Consider the following 19778-nt stretch of genomic DNA (forward strand, 5'->3'; position numbering starts at 1 on the left):
CCTCCCTGGAGCAGTTCAGCTTTTGGTGGAAGTGCGCGGAACCGCTCTGGCTTTTTGTCTAAAACACAGGAAGTAAATCAGCCCCGCAGGCTTGGGAAGACTTGATGTGGCAGAGGCGTCAATTCGCCTCGCCCACTGCATAAGTGCTACAGCGTCCTTTGCGCGTCTAAAATGACGCGCGGCGCTGCAGGAGATGGAAGACCAGGCCTTCCTCGCTGTCCTTGGCGGCCGACTTGATGATGGCGATTTCGGCGCTGACGCGGTTGATATCGTCGATGACGAGGCCCTCCGGCAGTTCGATGACGCCGATCGAGCAGCGCATCAGCGGGAACAAAGCTTCGGCGCCGGTGCGGTCGTGACCGAGGATGCGGCCGGCGGCGCGGTCCTCGTCGGAATAGAGATCCCGCACGTCGTCATGAAAATCGCTGATCAGCCGCTCGAGGATTTCCGTCAGCTCTTCCTTGGTCCAGCCGACGACGCCGATGAAGAAATCATCGCCGCCGACATGGCCGAGGAAATGGCGTTCGGCGAAGAAATAGCGGCGCATCAGCGCGGCAAACAGCGAGATCGCGTGGTCGCCGAGATGGAAGCCATAGGCATCGTTGAACGGCTTGAAATTGTCGAAATCGCAATAGCAGAAGTGGCGAAGCGCATCGCCGTCGCGGCCGGACTGGCGCATGAAATCGCGGATGGCGCGATTTCCCGGCAGGCCGGTCAGCGGGTTCTGGTCCTGCGCGGTCTTCAGCTGTTTCTCGTTGATGACCTTGATCAGCGACGCGGCGGAGACGACGCCGGCATAGCGCATATTGTCGGTCAGGATCAGGCAGTTGCTGCCTTCCATATTGGCGAAGATGGCCATCAGTTGCTCGGCGTCGCTGTCGAGGCCGACGATCGGCGCCATCTCGACGAAATGCGAGATGCTGCGCTCGTACATCTTGTTCTTCAGGAGATCGCGGCCGAAGGGCTGGTAGATATATTCCTTGAGGTGATGCTCGTGGATGATGCCGCGCGGCTCGTCATTGGCGTTCAGGACAGGAAAGAAGGCCTGGCGCGGATTACGCCGGAAGAGTTCGAAGACGCTGTCGATGCTGTCATTCTCATAGACCGTCGGCAGCAGCTCGATCTGCTTGCGGATGAGGATTTCGTCGAGCGACTGGCTGCCCCGCTTGCTCTTGCCGAGCTCCTGCAGATGCGGGAAGGACGGCGCCAGCTCGGATATATGCGTCGTCGGACGGGAGATAAACCATCCCTGGACGAGGTCGACGCCATATTCGCGGCAGGTGATGAATTCGGCCTCGGTCTCGATGCCTTCGGCGATGACGCGCGTGCCCAGCACATGGGCGATGTTGACGATGCTCTTCAAGAGATGGCGCTTGCGCGGGCTGCGGTCGATCTCGGCGACGAAATGGCGGTCGATCTTGAGATAATCGACGGCATAATCGCAGAGCAGCTTCATCTCGCCATGACCGACGCCGAAATCGTCGATCGCCAGTTTGAAACCGGCCTTGCGAAGCCTGGAAACGAGGCCGGAAAATTCCGGCACGCTGGTATTGTCGAAACGCTCGGAGAATTCGAAGCAGACGGAAGACGGCGGAATATTCGCCTTGCGCAGATGCTGCAGCAGGCTCTCGACCAGGTGTTCGCCATGTGGGATCAGCCGGACATCGAGATTGAGGAACAGCGTCGAGGTGGAGAAATTCGACAGCGTCGCGAATTTGGCAAGCGCGCGGCTGGCGACCATCTGTTCGAGCTGCAGCAGCTGGCCGGCCTGGTGAGCCTCGTCGAGGATCTCGAGGGGCGTATCATAGCCGATGCGTTCCTGGCCGCGCATCAGGGATTCGTAGCCGAAAACCGTGCCGGTGCCGGCTTCGACGATCGGCTGGAAGGCATTCTCGACGACGAGCTTGGCAAGGGTGACGATCTGATCGCTGGCGTAGCGGCGCAGGACATCCGGCGCGACGGTGGCAGCCAAGGACACCCCAGTCTTCACGTGGCCGGTCTTCATTGTGGCTGATCTCCACTGTGACTTGTTCTTTTCGTCCGGAACATGCCGCAGAAGGGTCAATGAACTCTTTCGCCAGTGTGAAAGTTTTATGAAACGCGCAAGAGCATCCTGCGCGTTCCGCGTTCATTCAATTTTTCCAATGCAATCAAATGCTTGCTCAGGCGGAGCGACGGCGCTCCGCCTCGTGATCGGCGAACATGTCGGCGACGCATCTGCCGCCGGATGGAGCGCCGTCGTCAAGAATATCGTCCCGGAACTCATTGAGCTTGCGGGCGGTATCCCAGAGGCGGAGCGCCTCGCGAACAACCTCACTGCTCGAGGCATAGCCGCCATTGTCGACGGCGGCGCGGATGCCCGCTGCCTGTTGCGGAGAGATGGAAACGGTGACCATCGGCATGAACTTCCTCCCTTTTCTGATCAGGCAGAACCCTGCCTCTGGGGGACGCATGACCATTTTCAGCATTCTCGGCGATCTCGCCGGTGCCTTGGTGCATTCGCACTCAGACCGTTCACTTGGCTTAGGACCGGTCTGTAACCCGTTAAGTCTAATCCCCCGTCATAGTCTTGTCAAAAAAGAACGGTCAGCGGCATCAGTTTCAGCCACGGATGCCGAGGCCGAAGGCAATCATTGTCGAGCCCTGGACGATGAGATCGGCGGCGAGGAACAGGCCGAGGATCCACAGGCTGTTCACCGGCCAGCCGAGCGCGATGACGAAACCGGCAAGAGCGGTGATGACGCCACTTGCGACGATCCAACGCCAGCCCTTGGTGGGCTTCATGCGCATGCCGACCCAGGTGCGGAAGACGCCGGCGATGACCAGTGCGAGCGAGAGAAACAGCGTCAACGCCGCCGAGGTCAGGATCGGATTGACGAAAGCGCAGATGCCGGCAAGCACATAGAGCAGGCCGCTCAGTATCCAGAACAGCACATGATCCCAGCCGCGCACCTGGAAGGCATGGACGAGATAGATCACCCCGCCGAACAGCATCAGCATGCCGACATAATAGACCGAAACGACGGTGGCGAGCATCAGATTGCCGAGCGCGATCAGACCGCAGACGAGCAACAACACGCCGAGGCCGGCAAACCAGATCCATTTCGACTGTAGCGAAGATGTCGGCGTTCCCTCGAAGACATCGGTCATGATGCACCTCCTGAGATTCTGAATATGTTGCAGCAATTTGACAGGGAAAGATCCGCGCCCAGTCAAATAGCGAAAGATTTTTATTGATTGATCAGTCAATCAAAAATAACCTGCCGCTGATTTCAAGGAGTGGTTTGTTGCCGAAAGTCGGAATGGAGCCGGTGCGCCGCAAGGCGCTTGTTGATGCAGCGCTGCGGGTGATCGGCGATCACGGCTCGCTTGCCGTCACCATGTCCGATATCGCCCGGCAGGCCGGCGTGTCGCCAGCCCTGGCGCATCATTATTTCGGCAGCAAGGAACAATTGCTGATCGAGACGATCCGCTCGCTTCTCCGACAACTGCGCAGCGATACGGTGGCGGCACTTAAGGCCGCCAGGACGCCGCGGGCGCGGCTTTCCGCCATCATCCGCGTCAGCTTCCACGCCGACCAGTTCGCGCCGGAGACGATTGCCGCCTGGCTTGCCTTTTACGCCGAAGCGCAGCGCTCGGAAGAGACGCGACGCTTCCTGGTGATCTATGCGCGGCGGCTGCGCTCCAATCTGCTGGCCGACCTCAAGGCGCTGTTGCCAGCTGACGCCGCAGAACGCATCGCCGAAGGCGCTGCGGCGATGATCGACGGGCTTTATATCAGGCAAAGTCTGAAATCCGCGCCGATCGGCATTGAAGCCTCGATCGCGCTGACGGAAGATTATCTGAATGCGCTTTTGGCCACCGCCTCCCCCTCTCCCCGGAGCGAGAAGGGACGACCACATCGAACCACCCAAGGACAAATGACATGAAAGCCCAGCCGAAAGCCTCGCACTTCATCGACGGCGAATATGTCGAGGATACCGACGGCACCGTCATCGAGAGCCTCTATCCCGCGACCGGCGAGGTGATCGCCCGGCTGCATGCCGCAACGCCCGCGATCGTTGAACGGGCGATCGCGGCGGCCAAGCGCGCCCAGCCGGAATGGGCGGCGATGAGCCCGATGGCGCGCGGGCGCATCCTGAAGCGGGCAGCCGACATCATGCGCGAGAGAAACCGGGCGCTTTCCGAACTCGAGACGCTCGACACCGGCAAGCCGATCCAGGAGACTGTTGTCGCTGACCCGACCTCGGGTGCCGATGCCTTCGAATTCTTCGGCGGCATTGCGCCGGCCGGTCTCAACGGTTCGCAGATCCCGCTCGGCCAGGACTTTGCCTATACCAAGCGGGTGCCGCTCGGCGTCTGCGTCGGCATCGGCGCCTGGAACTATCCGCAGCAGATCGCCTGCTGGAAAGCTGCGCCGGCGCTTGTCTGCGGCAATGCCATGGTGTTCAAACCGTCCGAGAACACGCCGCTCGGGGCGCTGAAGATCGCCGAGATCCTGCATGAGGCAGGACTGCCGAAGGGCCTCTTCAATGTGATCCAGGGCGACCGCGACACCGGGCCGCTGCTCGTCAACCATCCCGATGTCGCCAAGGTGTCGCTGACCGGCTCGGTGCCGACCGGCCGCAGGGTGGCGGCGGCCGCCGCCGGCAACCTCAAGCATGTGACGATGGAACTCGGCGGCAAGTCGCCGCTTGTTGTCTTCGACGACGCCGATCTCGATTCGGCGGTCGGCGGCGCGATGCTCGGCAATTTCTATTCGACCGGGCAAGTCTGCTCGAACGGCACACGCGTCTTCGTGCAGAAGGCTGTTAAGGCCGAATTCCTGAAGCGGCTGAAGGTCCGCACCGAGGCGATGCTGATCGGCGATCCGATGGACGAGGCGACGCAGGTGGGCCCGATGGTTTCCTGGGCGCAGCGCGACAAGGTGATCTCCTACATCGAGAAGGGCAAGGCCGAGGGCGCAACACTGATTGCTGGCGGTGGCATTCCGAACAACGTCTCCGGCGAGGGTTATTATGTGCAGCCGACGGTGTTTGCCGATGTCACCGACGACATGAGCATCGCCCGCGAGGAGATCTTCGGGCCGGTCATGTCGGTGCTCGATTTCGACGATGAGGACGAGGTGATCGCGCGGGCCAATGCCAGCGAATTCGGCCTTTCCGGCGGCGTCTTCACCGCCGACCTCACCCGCGCCCACCGCGTCGTCGACCGGCTGGAGGCGGGCACGCTCTGGATCAACACCTACAATCTCTGCCCGGTGGAAATCCCCTTCGGTGGCTCGAAACAATCCGGCTTCGGCCGCGAGAATTCGCTGGCCGCGCTGGAGCATTATTCCGAGCTGAAGACGGTTTACGTGGGCATGGGGCCGGTGGTGGCGCCTTATTGAGGAAGTGAAGACCCTCCCCCTTTTGGGGAGGGGTTTGGGGCGGGGTCTTTGGCACCGTTGCAAAAGAATCTAAGGGAACGTCATGCAACAAGCAGATTTCGTCATCATCGGCTCGGGCTCCGCCGGCTCCGCCCTCGCCTACCGTCTGTCGGAAGACGGCAAGAACAGTGTCCTCGTCATCGAGGCGGGTGGCAGCGATTTCGGGCCGTTCATCCAGATGCCGGCAGCGCTTGCCTGGCCGATGAGCATGAAGCGATATAACTGGGGTTATCTGTCCGAGCCGGAGGCGAACCTCAATAACCGGCGCATCACCGCGCCGCGCGGCAAGGTGATCGGCGGCTCCTCGTCGATCAACGGCATGGTCTATGTGCGCGGTCATGCCGAGGACTTCAATCGCTGGGAGGAGCTCGGCGCCAGCGGCTGGGCCTATGCCGACGTGCTCCCCTATTACAAGCGGATGGAGCATTCGCATGGCGGCGAAGAAGGCTGGCGCGGCACCAATGGGCCGCTGCATGTCCAGCGTGGCGGCTTCACCAATCCGCTGTTTCGCGCCTTCGTCGAGGCCGGCAAACAGGCGGGCTTCGAGACGACGGAGGATTATAACGGCAGCAAGCAGGAAGGCTTCGGGCTGATGGAACAGACCATCTTCGGCGGCCGCCGCTGGTCTGCCGCCAATGCCTATCTGAAGCCGGCGCTGAAGCGGCAAAATGTCGGGATCGTCTATGGCTTCGCCCGCAAGATCGTGATCGAGGACGGGCGGGCGACCGGCGTCGAGATCGAACGCAACGGCAAAGTGGAGGTGGTGAAGGCGAACCGCGAAGTGATCGTCTCGGCCTCCTCCTTCAACTCGCCGAAGCTCTTGATGCTCTCCGGCATCGGCCCCGGCGAACATCTGAACGACATGGGCATCGAGGTGAAGGCCGACCGGCCGGGCGTCGGCGCCAATCTGCAGGACCATATGGAATTCTACTTCCAGCAGGTGAGCACCAAGCCGGTGTCGCTCTATTCCTGGCTACCGTGGTTCTGGCAGGGCGTGGCCGGCGCACAATGGCTGCTCTCGCGCGGCGGGCTCGGCGCCTCCAACCAGTTCGAGGCCTGCGCCTTCCTGCGCTCGGCGCCGGGGCTGAAGCAGCCCGACATCCAATACCATTTCCTGCCGGTGGCGATCAGCTATGACGGCAAGGCGGCGGCGAAGAGCCACGGCTTCCAGGTTCATGTCGGCTACAACCTGTCGAAGTCGCGCGGCAGCGTGACGCTGCGTTCGGCCGACCCCAAGGCCGATCCGGTGCTGCGCTTCAACTATATGAGCCATGCCGAGGATTGGGAGAAGTTCCGCCACTGTGTGCGCCTCACCCGCGAGATCTTCGGCCAGAGCGCCTTCAACGACTATCGCGGGCCGGAGATCCAGCCGGGCGAAGGCGTGCAAAGCGACGAAGAGATCGACGCCTTCCTGCGCGAACATCTGGAAAGCGCCTATCACCCTTGCGGCACCTGCCGGATGGGCGCCAAGGACGATCCGATGGCGGTGGTCGACCCGCAAACGCGGGTGATCGGCGTCGATGGCCTGCGTGTCGCCGACAGCTCGATCTTCCCGCACGTCACCTACGGCAACCTGAACGGACCCTCGATCATGACCGGAGAGAAGGCGGCCGACCATATCCTCGGCAAACAGCCGCTGGCGCGCTCGAACCAGGAACCCTGGGTCAACCCGCGCGCGGCGGTCAGCGACAGATAGTCAGTGGTAGTCTTCTTCGCGCTGGTGACGGACGGCGATGACAATGACGCTCGTTTCGCTCATCACTTTGAAAAGAATGACATGTCCGGCTGAGCCGAATGGTACGACGAGCTCGCGCAGCAAGGGATCATCCGCAGAGGCGCGTCTGGCCATCAGCGGGAAATCCTGAAGTATCATCAGAGCTTTTTGGATGGCGTTGATGGCACGTTCCGCCAAATCCGGATCACGTTCGATCAGAAAATCGGCGAGCCGGTCCAGATCTTCATAGAAGGTCTGGGTATACTTTAGCTCGAAGGTCATTTTTGCTGTGCAGCTTTACGAGCTTTCGCCTTTTCAAGCTTTTTGCGCATCAACTCCTGAATGTCGTCCGTTGTGTAAAACACACCGGTGCGCTCTGCGTCCGCCAAGCCAGCCAGACCCCGCGCGATGAACTCCGCTTGGGTCTTTCTGTAATCGATCTGGCGGCGAAGAGAGTCCTCTATCAGCGACGACAAGCTCTCGCCTTCTTTGAGAACGCTTTCGGCGGCAGCGCGCAATTCAGGATCCACGCGAAGGGACGGGAGAGATGCCGTTTTCATGACGTTCCTCATGCGTTGCAATTGCAATGCAATATGATGGATCATCGTGTTATATTCAACTCCCCTCCACCTGACGCAATTCATATGCGCCGCGGTTGAGAAAATCGGGAGCGATCCCATCAGAGAAATCCGATCCAGCGTCCCGCCACAAGTGCGGCGATCCATGTCGCCGCCGAAAGAGCCGCCGAAACTCTTATGGCAGGGCGAAGAATGCCGACCGTGGTTACCGTTCGCCAACCCTGCCCAGCGTGCACGACCAGCACGTTGAGTAATCCGAAGGCAATCAGCCCGAGCTTGGCGAGGAAGGCGGGATTGGCGGCGTATTCGACCGCCCGGACGCTGAAGAGACAGAAGCCGGTTAGAATAGCCGCGGCAAGGCCGACGCCGGCGGAGCGGGAGAGAAACGGGGCAACGACTTCAACAGGCAGCTTGCGGAAGAAGCCGGCGAGCTTGAGATCGAGCGGCAGGATGGCGCCGATGAGAAGACCGATCGCCAGGATATGGGCTGCGTTGACGAACATGTAGAGTGTTCCGGAGCGCCGGAGCGCGGCCGCAGGCGTGGTGGCTGACAGCCATTCGAGAATGTCGATCACAGCTCGCTTCGCCCAGAGGTCAGTTCGTCTTGATGCGGTCGGGATAGATATCGTAGCGCTTCTCGCCGATGGTGAGGCGCACCGCCTTCATCCGCTTCTCCTTTGGATCCTGCGAACGGTTTCCAAGGGCCACCACCTGGTCGCCGGGCTTGGCGACACCTTCGACGAAGCCGGAGCGTTCCGTCTGGCGCGGATTACCGAGCTCGACGAGCCAGACGCCGTCATTGGCGGTCGCGACGTTAAGGGTCGGATGCGGCCCGCCCATGGAGATCTTCTCGATGGTGCCGCGAAGCTCGATCTGATCCGCCTCTGCCCAGGACCAGCCGTGATGGGCCATTGCGCCGGTGGCGAAAGCCACAGAAAGCATGGCTGCAGCCACTAGAGTATTTCCGTTTTTCTTCGCACCACGGAAATGCTCTATCTCTTTGTTTTCACGCAATTCCGGACGCAAAACCGCGCTGCACTTTTGCTGGAATTGCTCTAGCCGCTGCGCTGAAATTCTAAACATCATATCCTCCCTACCCGTATTGACGGGCAGGTGGAGCATGAGAACCGGAAGAAAAGGGATTTCACCAAATCTTGAAGAAAGATGCGGGCGTCAGTTCACCCTGATGCTCAGGCCAGCAGACGGGTGACTTCGGCGCTGTGCGCTGGGGCGACGGCATCGGCGATGGTCGTCGAGAACAGCACCTTGCGAGTGGCGTCCGCCACCTTGGCGAAGACGTGGCGGATCTGGCAGTTCTGTTCGCCGTCGCAATCGTCGCACCGGCGGTAGGCGGTGATCGAGAGGCATGGAAGCGGGGCGATCGGGCCGTCGATGATGCGCAGGATCTCGCCGAAGGTGATGGTGTGGGCGGGCTTGAGGAGGAGATAACCGCCCTGCTTGCCGCGGCGGCTGGCGACGACGCCGTGATGTTTCAGGTCGAGCAGGATCTGTTCGAGGAACTTCTTCGGGATCTTCTGCTGCGCCGCGATATCGGAAATCATCACCGGTTCGTCGGCATCGGCATCAGCCAAGACCGTGAGCGCCCGCAGCGCATATTTCGCCTTTTGCGTAATCATTTTTGACCATCGACACACACAGGCAGTGCGAATTTCCGCACTGCTACGGAAGTACTTTCACCTCTATGGCACAACCAGCATGAACGGAATTTGAACGCGCCGGAGAAAGCCTTGAGAGACAAGCGTTTTGGCCTTGTTTTTTGCTCTCGGCCAAGCTCTCTTAATCTATGCCAAAACTGCGCCTTCTGCACCATTTTCGGCATCACTTCAGATTTCGGATTGACAGGCTGCGTGTAACTCTACTATTTCTATAGACATTCGAGCTGCCGATGTGGATTTTCATCCGCAGGCGGCTGCTTTTCTGCATCGCGGCAGCTTCGGAGAGATATTTGCTCTTCCGGCCGCAGCTTTCGAAATCCCTTTTTCTGTCCGATCCCTGTGTGAACTGCGATACTCCGGTCAACAAAGGACAGGATTCTCATGACTGCTATCAATCCGATTGCGGAAGCCAAGGCGCTGAATGACAGACTGGCAGGCCTCGACCTTGCCGGACGCCTGTCGCTGGTCTCAGGCCTCGGCGGTCGCGTGGTGTTCACAACGTCACTCGGCGTCGAGGACCAGGTGATCACCGCCGAGATCGGCACGCACCGCCTGCCGATCGATGTCGCCACGCTGCAGACCGGCCGGCTGTTTGCCGAAACGCTGGCACTGATCGAAGAGACCGAAAGCCAGTACGACATCCGCATTCATCGTTACGAGCCCGAGAAGGCCGATATCGACGCCTATGCGGCACAATACGGCCTCAACGGTTTCTACGAGAGCGTCGAGGCCCGGCATGCCTGTTGCGGCGTGCGCAAGCTGAAGCCGCTTGCACGGGCGCTCGAAGGTGCTGCGATCTGGATCACCGGCCTGCGTCGCGGCCAATCGGCCAATCGCGCCGAAACGCCCTTTGCCGAGTATGACGCCGAACGGCACCTGCTGAAGGTCAATCCGCTCGCCGACTGGGACCTGGAGGCGATCAAGGCCTTCGTTTCCGCAAATGGCGTGCCGGTCAATCCGCTGCATCAGCGTGGTTATCCTTCGATCGGTTGCGAGCCCTGCACCCGGGCGATCAAGCCCGGTGAGCCGGAACGCGCCGGCCGCTGGTGGTGGGAGCAGGACGAAACGCGCGAATGCGGCCTGCACGTCGCCGAAGAGGCCGCAGCGATCGCCGCACAGTAAATCACCCCACGGCTTTCCCAATCGGGGCGCGGCGACCGCCGCAGCCTTGGGAAAGTCAACATTCCCTGGGAAAGCCAACATTCCCGGGGAGAGCCAACATCAAGGAATTGTTTTGCGGCGAGCCGTAAACGACCGATAGCCTGGAGTAAAACATGCCCGACAGCCGTCCGGATACGGAACTCAGCAATCCGCAGAGCGCCAAGGCGCCGCTCGACCCGCATCTGAAAGCGCTGGAAAACGAATCCATTCACATCTTCCGCGAGGTTGCGGCCGAATTCGAGCGTCCCGTCATGCTCTATTCGATCGGCAAGGACTCCTCGGTGTTGCTGCATCTGGCGCGCAAGGCCTTCTATCCCGGCCGCGTGCCCTTCCCGCTGCTGCATGTGAATACCGGCTGGAAGTTTTCCGAGATGATCGCCTTCCGCGACGAGACCGCGAAGAAGTATGATCTCGATCTGATCGAGCACATCAATCCGCGCGGCAAGGCCGAAAACATCACGCCGTTTACGCATGGATCGGCTGCTTTCACCGACATCATGAAGACCGAAGGCCTGCGTCAAGCGCTCGATGCCGGCCAGTTCGATGCCGCTTTCGGCGGCGCGCGGCGCGACGAGGAAGCCAGCCGCGCCAAGGAGCGCATCTATTCCTTCCGCACGCCGGACCATCGCTGGGATCCGCGCAACCAGCGGCCCGAACTCTGGAACATCTACAACGGCATGATCCGCAAGGGCGAGAGCGTGCGCGCCTTCCCGCTGTCGAACTGGACTGAGGTCGACATCTGGCGCTACATCCAGGCCGAGGACATTCCGCTGGTGCCGCTTTACTACGCAAAGAAACGGCCCTTCGTGGAGCGCGACGGCATGATGATCCTCGCCGAGGATCCGCGCCTGGAACTGTTGCCCGGTGAAGTCCGCCAGGAAGGCATGATCCGTTTCCGAACCCTCGGCGACTTCCCGCTGACCGGCGCCATCCGCTCACAGGCCACCACCCTCGAAGAGGTGATTGCCGAACTCGAAATTGCAACGGTGTCCGAACGCCAGGGCCGCGCCATCGATCGCGACCAGTCCGGCTCCATGGAAAAGAAGAAGCGTGAAGGATATTTCTGAGATGACCGCAGCCCAAACCGCCGTCTCGGCCGCCACCGTCGTCAGCCTGCCCGCCGCCGAGCAGCAGAAAGCTCTGCGCGACTCGCGCCCGCTGCGCCTGATTACCTGCGGCAGCGTCGATGACGGCAAGTCGACCTTGATCGGCCGCCTGCTCTGGGACACCAAGGCCGTTAAGGAAGACCAGGCCGCCACCCTGCAGCGCGATTCCACCGGCAAGCAGAACGATCTCGGCCTGCCCGACTTCGCATTGCTGCTCGACGGCCTGCAGGCCGAGCGCGAACAGGGCATCACCATCGATGTCGCCTATCGCTATTTCTCGACCGACAAGCGCTCCTTCATCGTCGCCGACACGCCCGGCCACGAGCAATATACCCGCAACATGGCAACCGGCGCCTCGACCGCCGATCTCGCTATCCTGCTGGTCGATGCGCGCTTCGGCATTCTCGAGCAGACGCGCCGTCACGCGACGATCGCCTCGTTGCTCGGGATCAAGCAGTTCGTGCTCGCCGTCAACAAGATCGACCTGACGGGCTACGACCGCGCCGGCTTCGACAAGATCAGCCATGACTTCCGGGAATTTGCCCTGTCGCTCGGAGTCAAGCAGATCACCGCCATTCCGATGTCGGCGCTGAAGGGCGAAAACGTCGTCTATTCCGGCCAGGCCGCCATGCCCTGGTACAGCGGCCCGACGCTGGTGGAGACACTGGAGCTTGCCACCGTGCGCTCGTCGCAGACGGTCGGCTTCCGCCTGTCCGTCCAGCGCGTCTCGCGTCCCGGCGAAAGCTTCCGCGGCTATCAGGGCACGGTTGCCGGCGGCTCGGTCAAGCCGGGCGACAGCGTCATGATCCTGCCGTCCGGCATGGTCGCCAACGTCTCCAAGATCGTCACCTTCGATCTCGTCCGCAATGCCGCCGTTGCCGGCGACGCGATCACGCTGGTGCTCGACCGCCAGGTCGACGTGGCGCGCGGCGACATGATCGTCTCGATCGACGCCCAGCCGCAGGTCGGCCTTGCCTTCGACGCGCAGATCGTGGCGCTGCAGCCTGAGGGTATCGAGCCCGGCAAGCGCTACTGGCTGAAGAGCGGCAGCCGCCGCCAGCGCGTGCAGGTGCAGCCACTCAGCCAGCTGGAGCTGAAGACCGGCACCTGGAACGCCGCCCAGCGGCTCTACATGAACGCGATCGGCAAAGTCCGGCTCGTCTTCGACGAAGCGGCGATCTTCGACCCCTATGAGCAGAACCGGCTTTCCGGCTCCTTCATCCTGATCGATCCGGAGACCAACAACACTGTTGCCGGCGGCATGGTCACCGGCAAACGCACGGAACTCGGCGGCCTGCACAATGGCGAAGCCCGCGTCATCCTCTCGCTTCCGGCCGATCTTGCCGAGCAGATCATGGCAAGCGAACTCTTCGCCAGCCGCAGCCACGAGGCCGAGGTGCGGCGCATGACGGCAGCCGAAGCGGCCGACCTCTGGTCGAGCGCTGCAAGCGATATCTAAGGGATAAGGGGCCAGCAAGTCTGGCCCCTCACCGAGACCGAATCCGCTGGCTGCAGGGCCGGCGGATTCCCTGTCGAGCGGCAAAGAACCGATCAGAACCTGAGACTTTGCGATAGGGGCTCTCCACTACGCGGCCCCACGCTGCTTGAACGCAAAATCGGCAGGTCCCCCCGCTCAATTTTCTGTGTCCGCCTCTACGGCCGCTAAAAAAATCAGAGTTTGCAGAAAACGGACTTTTTCAATTCACGATTCGCTGTTTAACGCTTGCCCGCAGGCCAATGTGGGGCCATTCTTAGATCGGATCCTGGCGGTGCGGTAAGACGAGAGGTCAGGCCTTGCAACGCTCAATCTCGACCTCGAAGCACGTGGCGCCTTTTCTCGACTGATCCCCGAGCGAGGAGGTTGTCCATGTCCACGCACTTTGTCGACCATCCGCTACAACCGGGCGACCGGGTCCCGAACGTTGTGTTTGATGCGATCTCGCGCGAGGGGAAGATCGCTCTTGATGATTTTCGCGGCCGCAGCCCATTGTTGATCGGTTTGTTTCGAGGCCTGCATTGTCCGTTCTGCCGGCGCCATGTCGCGGCCATGGCATATCTCAACCCGATGCTGCGTGAGAAAGGCGTCCAATCTCTGGCGGTGGTCAACACCCCGGTCGAACGCGCGCGGCTCTATTTCCGTTACCATCCGATACCCGATCTTCTTGCTGCTTCCGACCCGGTACGGGCTTCGCACCAAGCCTTCGGCTTACGCGAGGTCGGGATCGACACGGTCATGGCGATACGGATCGATCTTCCGGGCGAGTTGCCCGAGCCGATGGGCGTGATGGCAATGGACGAGTTCATCAACGAGAAGGAAGGATATCAGATTACGGAAGCCGATCAGCAGATGATGACTGCCGACCACGGGCAGCTTGTCGGTCAGTTCCTAATCGACCGGGAGGGCATCGTACGCTGGAGCTTCACTGAAGTTCTGGAGGCTGGGCTCCAGACATTCAAGGCACCGAATTCCGAGGAATTGATGTCGGTAGCTTCCCAAGTCGTACATTAACAACGAAAAAACTCGACGACACCAGCCGCATTCGGCCTGCCGGTGCGGTGCACGACGGCCGCCGAAGCGGCAGACCTCTGGTCGAGCAATGCAAGCGATATCTGACAAGGGATAAAGGATAGGGGGGCCAGCAAGACTGGCCCCTCACCGAAATGCGGGCTCACCGAACCCGCTGGCTACAGGACTGGTCAGAACCTGAGACTTTGCGATCAGGGCTCCACATCCGCTCCGGCCCGAAGCGGTCAGATGGCGTTCCTCTAGACTTCGGCATTTCCGCGATCTACATTTGAGCTTCTGTGAGCCTGGAATTATATCAGCTCTCAGCCCATTCGCATCGCCCACCCTCACCATTTGCGGTTCGGGCCTGCGCTTCACCCCCCATTCAACGTAATTTCACCGTGCAAGCGGGAGGAGTTTCCATGGCCGATGCCCAATGCGCCTGCGGCGCTCTGAGACTGATGCTCAGCGAGCCGCCACAATTGACAGCTCTCTGCCACTGTTTGGCCTGCCAGCGCAGAACCGGTGCGCCGTTCAGCGCAAATGCTTTCTATTCGATCGGCTGCGTCGAAATATCTGGAACGTCTACAGAATTCATTCGCACTGCCGAGAGCGGTCGCAAGGTCCGCATGCATTTTTGCCCAACGTGCGGCTCGACCGTCTATTGGAAGGCCGATGCTGCGCCGTTCTGGATCGGGGTGGCGGTAGGTTCCCTTGCCGACCCGGCCTTCGCCCCTCCTGCCATATCAGTCTTCGAACAATCGAAACATAAGTGGGTTAAGCTTGACGAAGCGGTAGAGCACTTTCAGAGCCATCCAATCAGCCAATTGGAATGAATCGACACGGGCTTTCGGCCTGAAGCGGACTTTGGATCATCGGCAGCGGAAGCTCTTTCGCTGCCTGCTAGATAACCCTTTCGCGCAGACCATTGATCGCTGACAACACCGTTGCCTCCGGACCGAGCCCTCTCGGCAGATAGTCGCGCAAAACTCAGAGTGATCGTTCGAAAAGAAGCTCATTCTCCTTTTCGCCGACATGCTCCCAACCAGCCGCTCGATAAAATCTCTCGGCTCGGGTGTTTGGATCGGTGGTGAGCCACGCGCGTTCGATGCCCGCAGATTTGAGGCAGGCGCAGGCTTCGGCCAGCAGAATCGAGCCAATCCCTTTTCCTTCAAATCCGGGAGCGATAAAGAGCGCCCAAATGTTTCCGTTGCGTGGGTCAGCCGCGGAAAAGCCGACCACATTGCCGTTCTCTTCCCAAATGGCCACTCCCGGATTTCTTACATACCATTCATAATCGTGATCGGTGACCTTAGAGGGGTCAGCCAATACGTTTTCGACGACTGAAGAACGGACAACTTTGAGCGCCATGAGGTCACTCGCAACCGCTTTTCGGAGCATGCAACGATCTCTCGATAGCTTGTGAAGGCTTGCAGAATGCCTCTTTGTGGCGATCAGTTCAATGACTGCCTCTGCCGCTTTGCGGCCCTAGCCAACTGAACGGACTACTTCCCCAGAGCATTCTTCAGCGCCTCGACGACGACGCGAACGGAGGGGATGTCCTTGATGTCCGAATGGACAACCAGCCAGACCTCTCTTGTCAAAGCATATTCGTTCTCAATGCGCTGGAGACCGCTGGACTCCGGGACAGCGAAATCGGGGAGCATGACGACACCTGCGCCAAGGCTTGCGGTTGCGGCCTGAAACTCCAGAACGGATGACCTCACAGCGATCGGCCGGCCGGCGGCCAATTCGATCAACCGCAACTGTTGCGGCGAGGCGTTCATGGTTTCGTCGTAACCGATGAAGGTCCAGTCCGGCGGTGGAACCGTTTCGAGATAGGTCTTGGATGCGTAGAGATGGAAGCTTGTCTCGCCGAGCTTGACGATGGCGTAATCGCCGTCCTCGGGACGCGACATTCGCACCGCAATATCCGCCTCTCGTCTGTTCAGGGACGCGAGGCGCTTTTCTCCGACAAGCGTGATCTGAACACCCGGATGGTCTCGCCTGACGGCCGCGATCGGCTTTGCCAGGAGCACGCTTGAGAGAGCGGGAGGCGCGCTGATCCTCACATGGCCACGCAATTCCGTGGCGCTGCTGCGACCAAGCTGCTCGATTGCCGCAGTTTGCGCCGCGACAAGAGCTGCGTGCCTGGCAACCTGCTCTCCGTCCGCGGTTAACATGATGCGCCGTCCGCGGCGGTCTATGAGTTTACGCCCCAGGCTGGCTTCAAGCGACGAGACCCGCCGACTGATCGTGGCGTGTTCGACGCCGAGCTGCTTTGCGGCACCAAGCAATGTTCCGGACTGCGCGAGTGCCAGGAAATGCCGAAGGTCGTCCCAGTCGATCTTTGTGAATTCTCTCCCAATCATTGTGAAGCAATAGGGAATTTTCACACATCATGCCATCGCTTAATTTGTGCCCATGAAGGAGCACGAGATGACCGACCAAATCATATGGCTGAACGCCCCTGGTGACATCACCCAGTTCCGCGTTGAGCATCACCATTGTGAGCCTCCCGGTGATGGCGAGATAAAAATCCGTCATCAGGCGATCGGAACCAACTTTCTCGATGTCTATCATCGAAAGGGCATCTACCCCATGCCCTCCTACCCCGCGGTGATCGGTGCGGAGGCGGCGGGCATCGTCGACGATGTCGGTCCTGGTGTCTCCCTGTTCCAAAAGGGTGACCGCGTTGCCTATGCCGGGCCTCCGGTTGGAGCCTATCGCTCCACGAGGAATATTGCCGCTGAAAGGGCGATCAAGCTTCCGGATGCCGTTTCAGCAAAGACGGCAGCGAGTTCGCTGCTCAAAGGCATGACCGCCTACATGCTGTTGAAAAAGACCTATAATGTGCGTGCAGGCACTCAGGTTCTGATCCATGCGGCCGCCGGTGGGCTTGGCAGCATCCTCGTGCGTTGGGCCAGGTCGCTCGATGCCACCGTGATCGGGACGGTCGGCTCTTCCGAAAAGGCAGCCCTCGCCGCATCTTATGGCGCCGATCACCTTATTGTTGGACGAGGCGCCGATATCGTTGCGGACGTGAAGCGGCTCACGAACGGGCTTGGCGTCGACGTCGCCTATGACGGGATAGGCGGCGACACGCTTCTCAAAAGCATTCGTTCTGTCCGCCCATTCGGCATGGCTGTCACCATCGGTCAGGCCGCCGGTGCTATTCCACCGGTGCCTGTCGAGGAACTTCGACCGGGCAAGGCGCTCTGCCATCCGAGCATCATGGCCTGGTGCGCTGACGTCGGACAATATCGCGAGGCTGCTCTCGCTGCAGTCGGGGCGATGGAAGCGGGGATCGTTTCGCAGATCGGTGCCGAATATCGTTTGGCCGATGTTGCCAAGGCGCACGAAGAGATGGAATCCGGACGCTCGGCCGGCAGTATCCTGCTGATACCTTGATCGGTCAGCGTCCGTTATTTCGGTTTGCGCAGATGGAGAGATCCTGTCGGAATAGGAACCACACTGGCAAGTCGTTGGCCTACCACGGTACCGATTGTGGCAACCCCGGACGTATTCCTGGATGCAGGCTCGATTTGGCGAAGAAACAGTCCGCTATCATCTGCAAGAGATCCGATGGTAATCATCGGCTCATCGTCGACGAAAAGTATCAATCCAATGCCGGATCCGACCTTATCCTCCACCCTGCACGGCAGGGCTCTCAGTACGGTCTCCGCGTTTGTCGAAAACAGGGATTTCACAAGCCCGCCGAGGGCTTCGACCTTATTGACGAACGGCCGCACGACAAGCGTGACCGCGTCTTCTTCAGATAAAGAGAGTTTGACTGAAAACTGAGCCGGCGCAGAACCGGTTGGCAGGCAAGCACTATAAAGCTGGAAAATCGCGGCGCGGGCGAAATTCAAGCGTGTATCATGGGATTCGGCTTCGACGATTGATTGAAGAAAGCGTGAAGAGTTCACTGCCGCAATCCCTATTTCGAATCGGGGTAGCCCGATGAGGTTTCATTATACGATACCGCTTCTGCGTGCGAGCCGTCCGCATTATTCATATTAACGAATGCTGACCTTCGAAAATCTCCGGCTTGTCCCCGATATCCTGGATAGACCGCGAATATTTGGCGAAGCTGGAAAGCCAGTTTAGATCGCAACAAAATATGAAAGCTTTAAGTCAATACTCTGGCGTGTCGAGATCGCTATCACTCGTCTATCGGTATGCGACGATTGTGGAGGGTGGAAAGCCTCCGGAGCATGATGCCGAAAAGTGCCCGCAGTATTCGGAAGACATCATGCTGCATAAAAACCGGATTCAGATTTCGTGCCGACCGGCCTAAATCATCCTGCTCCAGGGTAAAGAACGCGCAACCGTTCCGGTCCGCAGGAGCGCTTCCGATCTTCGTGTCACGCATATTGTCTTCTTGAAATCGGTTTCCGCCTTCGAGCGAGCCCTGATTATTGAAACTTGAGGGCGGCGGCGCGCAGAGCCTGCCAAGCAGGGCCTCCATCGTTATGAATGTCGAATTTGTCGTAGTCGTCCTGGGGATAGAGGCCTGAGTCCTGTGTGCTGACAAGCCGCCAAACCACCCAGCCTCCGCAATCCGACGTGGCGATCGTGTTCAGCCAAGTTTGATAGGCATTTGCCTGATCGGGATCGGATCGCGGAACTCCAAATTCCTCCAGGATCACCGGTTTCCCGATATTTCGTCCGATCTCGCAGTATTCGCGAATGCGAGCATCGAAATCGGAATGGCTGATTTTGACGTAGGATGGGTAGCCATGCCATGTGCCGAAATCGACGCTCGGAATGTTCATATCCGACAGCTTCTGATCCATGTTCCCATGGCCCGTCGTTACGAGCTGTTTCGGTGCCAGGGTTTTGACATAGGCTGACATTTCCGACACCCAGTCGTGAAGGAGCGGTATGGGATGAATGTCAGGTTCGTTGGCCAGGTCCCAGGCAAATATGGTGGGGTCATCGGAATAGCGGACACCAGTAATCGTGTTGACGCGCGACAAAACATGCCGAATCCATTCCTTGTAATCGCGTCGGGTTCGCGGATCAGCGGCAAAAAAGGTGTATTTGTCCGAACTCCCGTACCAGGCGTTCATCTGTTGGGCACCGCCCGTATAGGCCCAGAAATCGACGAATGCGAGAATCAGCTTAAGTCTGCGCTTCGCCGCTTCCGCGATGAGGTAATCGACCTTTTGCAGGCCGTCAGGTCCATCGTTGGGAACCATCCGTTTGGTTGTCGGATCCCAACTCATCATATAGATGCCCTTGGTACCCAGATTGCTGGAATCGGACGTGCTTTTTGAGTTCCAGATCGTCGGCACCCGGCCGTCCAGCGACCCTATTACCGGTTGGAGGAAGGTGCGCACCACATTGGCACCCATTGCCGTGGCATCGTCCAACACGCGGGTGACTTCGCCTGGTGAGCCAAATGTCAGATAATGGTTGTTGACGCCGGCCACGCGAAATGGCTTGCCGTCCAGCAGGAAGCCCTCCCCTTTCGTCGTGACGAAAGATTGCTGCCCAGATGACTGCGCGGCCGTAGATCCGACCTGAGCAGACCAAAAAAGCGCCAGAGCCGCAGCGCCGACAGCGAAATTCCGGAAGCGTTGAATAGGCCTCATGCGAAGAAC

At 59.8% G+C, this 19778-nt stretch carries 21 protein-coding genes; 9 read left to right on the forward strand and 12 right to left on the reverse strand.

Going from position 1 to position 19778, the window contains the following annotated elements; all coding sequences use genetic code 11:
- Positions 1-166: 166 nt before the first annotated feature.
- The 3 genes from AC1D2N_RS27380 to AC1D2N_RS27390 form a co-directional block, all read right to left on the reverse strand.
- Positions 167-2005 (reverse strand): bifunctional diguanylate cyclase/phosphodiesterase, encoded by a 1839-nt coding sequence (locus AC1D2N_RS27380; RefSeq protein ID WP_130652005.1) that lies wholly within the window; start codon positions 2003-2005, stop codon positions 167-169.
- 157 nt (positions 2006-2162) lie between these two features.
- Positions 2163-2402: a ribbon-helix-helix domain-containing protein gene (locus AC1D2N_RS27385; RefSeq protein WP_018241158.1), complete on the reverse strand. Its 240-nt coding sequence runs from the start codon at positions 2400-2402 to the stop codon at positions 2163-2165.
- Positions 2403-2601: 199 nt separating this feature from the next.
- Positions 2602-3150, reverse strand: coding sequence for an HdeD family acid-resistance protein (locus tag AC1D2N_RS27390; protein ID WP_130652004.1), 549 nt, complete (start codon positions 3148-3150; stop codon positions 2602-2604).
- 152 nt (positions 3151-3302) lie between these two features.
- Between AC1D2N_RS27390 and betI the strand changes: the two genes are divergently transcribed.
- The 3 genes from betI to betA all read left to right on the forward strand — a co-directional run bounded on the left by betI (position 3303) and on the right by betA (position 7124).
- The gene (betI, locus tag AC1D2N_RS27395; protein WP_032981483.1) at positions 3303-3929 is read left to right on the forward strand and encodes a transcriptional regulator BetI; all 627 of its coding nucleotides are present in this window, start codon (positions 3303-3305) and stop codon (positions 3927-3929) included.
- Entirely contained in the window at positions 3926-5389 is a 1464-nt protein-coding gene (betB, locus tag AC1D2N_RS27400) for a betaine-aldehyde dehydrogenase (protein ID WP_130652003.1), read from the forward strand. The genes betI and betB overlap by 4 nt, the downstream gene beginning before the upstream one ends.
- A gap of 82 nt (positions 5390-5471) precedes the next feature.
- A complete protein-coding gene (gene betA, locus AC1D2N_RS27405) occupies positions 5472-7124 on the forward strand; it encodes a choline dehydrogenase (protein WP_130652002.1) in 1653 nt (550 codons plus the stop codon).
- Here the strand turns inward: betA and AC1D2N_RS27410 are convergent, their stop codons facing one another.
- From AC1D2N_RS27410 to AC1D2N_RS27430, 5 genes are all read right to left on the reverse strand, one after another.
- Positions 7125-7424, reverse strand: coding sequence for a type II toxin-antitoxin system RelE/ParE family toxin (locus AC1D2N_RS27410; RefSeq protein WP_130652001.1), 300 nt, complete (start codon positions 7422-7424; stop codon positions 7125-7127).
- A complete protein-coding gene (locus tag AC1D2N_RS27415) occupies positions 7421-7702 on the reverse strand; it encodes a YlcI/YnfO family protein (RefSeq protein WP_003546405.1) in 282 nt (93 codons plus the stop codon). The genes AC1D2N_RS27410 and AC1D2N_RS27415 overlap by 4 nt, the downstream gene beginning before the upstream one ends.
- 119 nt (positions 7703-7821) lie before the next feature.
- Positions 7822-8295, reverse strand: coding sequence for a DUF6644 family protein (locus AC1D2N_RS27420; RefSeq protein WP_130652000.1), 474 nt, complete (start codon positions 8293-8295; stop codon positions 7822-7824).
- A 19-nt stretch (positions 8296-8314) separates the two neighbouring features.
- On the reverse strand, positions 8315-8662 hold the full coding sequence (locus tag AC1D2N_RS27425) for a DUF6152 family protein (RefSeq protein ID WP_050565096.1): 348 nt from the start codon (positions 8660-8662) through the stop codon (positions 8315-8317).
- A gap of 248 nt (positions 8663-8910) precedes the next feature.
- Positions 8911-9357, reverse strand: a complete 447-nt coding sequence (locus AC1D2N_RS27430) for an RrF2 family transcriptional regulator (protein ID WP_018241150.1) — start codon at positions 9355-9357, stop codon at positions 8911-8913.
- A 420-nt stretch (positions 9358-9777) separates the two neighbouring features.
- On the opposite strand from AC1D2N_RS27430, the gene AC1D2N_RS27435 reads away from it, so the two are divergent.
- The 5 genes from AC1D2N_RS27435 to AC1D2N_RS27455 all read left to right on the forward strand — a co-directional run bounded on the left by AC1D2N_RS27435 (position 9778) and on the right by AC1D2N_RS27455 (position 15005).
- The gene (locus AC1D2N_RS27435; RefSeq protein ID WP_130651999.1) at positions 9778-10518 is read left to right on the forward strand and encodes a phosphoadenylyl-sulfate reductase; all 741 of its coding nucleotides are present in this window, start codon (positions 9778-9780) and stop codon (positions 10516-10518) included.
- 152 nt (positions 10519-10670) lie between these two features.
- Entirely contained in the window at positions 10671-11624 is a 954-nt protein-coding gene (gene cysD, locus AC1D2N_RS27440) for a sulfate adenylyltransferase subunit CysD (RefSeq protein ID WP_003546395.1), read from the forward strand.
- A 1-nt stretch (position 11625) separates the two neighbouring features.
- Positions 11626-13122: a sulfate adenylyltransferase subunit CysN gene (gene cysN / locus AC1D2N_RS27445; RefSeq protein WP_028734142.1), complete on the forward strand. Its 1497-nt coding sequence runs from the start codon at positions 11626-11628 to the stop codon at positions 13120-13122.
- A gap of 408 nt (positions 13123-13530) precedes the next feature.
- Positions 13531-14172: a peroxiredoxin-like family protein gene (locus AC1D2N_RS27450; protein WP_018241147.1), complete on the forward strand. Its 642-nt coding sequence runs from the start codon at positions 13531-13533 to the stop codon at positions 14170-14172.
- Between the two features lie 419 nt (positions 14173-14591).
- Entirely contained in the window at positions 14592-15005 is a 414-nt protein-coding gene (locus tag AC1D2N_RS27455; protein ID WP_165403081.1) for a GFA family protein, read from the forward strand.
- Positions 15006-15159: 154 nt separating this feature from the next.
- Here AC1D2N_RS27455 and AC1D2N_RS27460 read toward each other — a convergent pair whose 3' ends face one another.
- Positions 15160-15540 carry a GNAT family N-acetyltransferase gene (locus tag AC1D2N_RS27460; RefSeq protein WP_245484451.1) on the reverse strand — a complete coding sequence of 127 codons (381 nt, stop codon included), beginning with the start codon at positions 15538-15540 and terminating at the stop codon, positions 15160-15162.
- Between the two features lie 134 nt (positions 15541-15674).
- Positions 15675-16541 (reverse strand): LysR family transcriptional regulator, encoded by an 867-nt coding sequence (locus AC1D2N_RS27465; RefSeq protein ID WP_197728236.1) that lies wholly within the window; start codon positions 16539-16541, stop codon positions 15675-15677.
- Between the two features lie 67 nt (positions 16542-16608).
- On the opposite strand from AC1D2N_RS27465, the gene AC1D2N_RS27470 reads away from it, so the two are divergent.
- On the forward strand, positions 16609-17580 hold the full coding sequence (locus AC1D2N_RS27470) for a quinone oxidoreductase family protein (RefSeq protein WP_130651996.1): 972 nt from the start codon (positions 16609-16611) through the stop codon (positions 17578-17580).
- A 14-nt stretch (positions 17581-17594) separates the two neighbouring features.
- Here the strand turns inward: AC1D2N_RS27470 and AC1D2N_RS27475 are convergent, their stop codons facing one another.
- Both AC1D2N_RS27475 and AC1D2N_RS27480 read right to left on the reverse strand, forming a co-directional pair.
- Positions 17595-18098: a hypothetical protein gene (locus tag AC1D2N_RS27475; RefSeq protein ID WP_020572948.1), complete on the reverse strand. Its 504-nt coding sequence runs from the start codon at positions 18096-18098 to the stop codon at positions 17595-17597.
- 489 nt (positions 18099-18587) lie between these two features.
- Positions 18588-19769 carry a glycoside hydrolase 5 family protein gene (locus AC1D2N_RS27480; RefSeq protein WP_130651995.1) on the reverse strand — a complete coding sequence of 394 codons (1182 nt, stop codon included), beginning with the start codon at positions 19767-19769 and terminating at the stop codon, positions 18588-18590.
- Positions 19770-19778 lie beyond the last annotated feature (9 nt).

The sequence above is a fragment of the Rhizobium sp. P1_B8 genome (genome assembly GCF_056406515.1).

Bases quoted from the DNA above. Each gene is read 5' to 3' on its own strand.
- AC1D2N_RS27390 (WP_130652004.1), bottom strand. From the start codon at position 3,150: ATGACCGATGTCTTCGAGGGAACGCCGACATCTTCGCTACAGTCGAAA.
- AC1D2N_RS27480 (WP_130651995.1), bottom strand. From the start codon at position 19,769: ATGAGGCCTATTCAACGCTTCCGGAATTTCGCTGTCGGCGCTGCGGCT.
- AC1D2N_RS27450 (WP_018241147.1), top strand. From the start codon at position 13,531: ATGTCCACGCACTTTGTCGACCATCCGCTACAACCGGGCGACCGGGTC.
- AC1D2N_RS27470 (WP_130651996.1), top strand. From the start codon at position 16,609: ATGACCGACCAAATCATATGGCTGAACGCCCCTGGTGACATCACCCAG.
- AC1D2N_RS27410 (WP_130652001.1), bottom strand. From the start codon at position 7,424: ATGACCTTCGAGCTAAAGTATACCCAGACCTTCTATGAAGATCTGGAC.
- betA (WP_130652002.1), top strand. From the start codon at position 5,472: ATGCAACAAGCAGATTTCGTCATCATCGGCTCGGGCTCCGCCGGCTCC.
- AC1D2N_RS27415 (WP_003546405.1), bottom strand. From the start codon at position 7,702: ATGAAAACGGCATCTCTCCCGTCCCTTCGCGTGGATCCTGAATTGCGC.
- AC1D2N_RS27435 (WP_130651999.1), top strand. From the start codon at position 9,778: ATGACTGCTATCAATCCGATTGCGGAAGCCAAGGCGCTGAATGACAGA.
- AC1D2N_RS27465 (WP_197728236.1), bottom strand. From the start codon at position 16,541: ATGATTGGGAGAGAATTCACAAAGATCGACTGGGACGACCTTCGGCAT.
- AC1D2N_RS27380 (WP_130652005.1), bottom strand. From the start codon at position 2,005: ATGAAGACCGGCCACGTGAAGACTGGGGTGTCCTTGGCTGCCACCGTC.
- AC1D2N_RS27460 (WP_245484451.1), bottom strand. From the start codon at position 15,540: ATGGCGCTCAAAGTTGTCCGTTCTTCAGTCGTCGAAAACGTATTGGCT.
- AC1D2N_RS27425 (WP_050565096.1), bottom strand. From the start codon at position 8,662: ATGCTTTCTGTGGCTTTCGCCACCGGCGCAATGGCCCATCACGGCTGG.
- cysD (WP_003546395.1), top strand. From the start codon at position 10,671: ATGCCCGACAGCCGTCCGGATACGGAACTCAGCAATCCGCAGAGCGCC.
- betB (WP_130652003.1), top strand. From the start codon at position 3,926: ATGAAAGCCCAGCCGAAAGCCTCGCACTTCATCGACGGCGAATATGTC.
- betI (WP_032981483.1), top strand. From the start codon at position 3,303: ATGGAGCCGGTGCGCCGCAAGGCGCTTGTTGATGCAGCGCTGCGGGTG.
- AC1D2N_RS27430 (WP_018241150.1), bottom strand. From the start codon at position 9,357: ATGATTACGCAAAAGGCGAAATATGCGCTGCGGGCGCTCACGGTCTTG.
- AC1D2N_RS27455 (WP_165403081.1), top strand. From the start codon at position 14,592: ATGGCCGATGCCCAATGCGCCTGCGGCGCTCTGAGACTGATGCTCAGC.
- cysN (WP_028734142.1), top strand. From the start codon at position 11,626: ATGACCGCAGCCCAAACCGCCGTCTCGGCCGCCACCGTCGTCAGCCTG.
- AC1D2N_RS27385 (WP_018241158.1), bottom strand. From the start codon at position 2,402: ATGCCGATGGTCACCGTTTCCATCTCTCCGCAACAGGCAGCGGGCATC.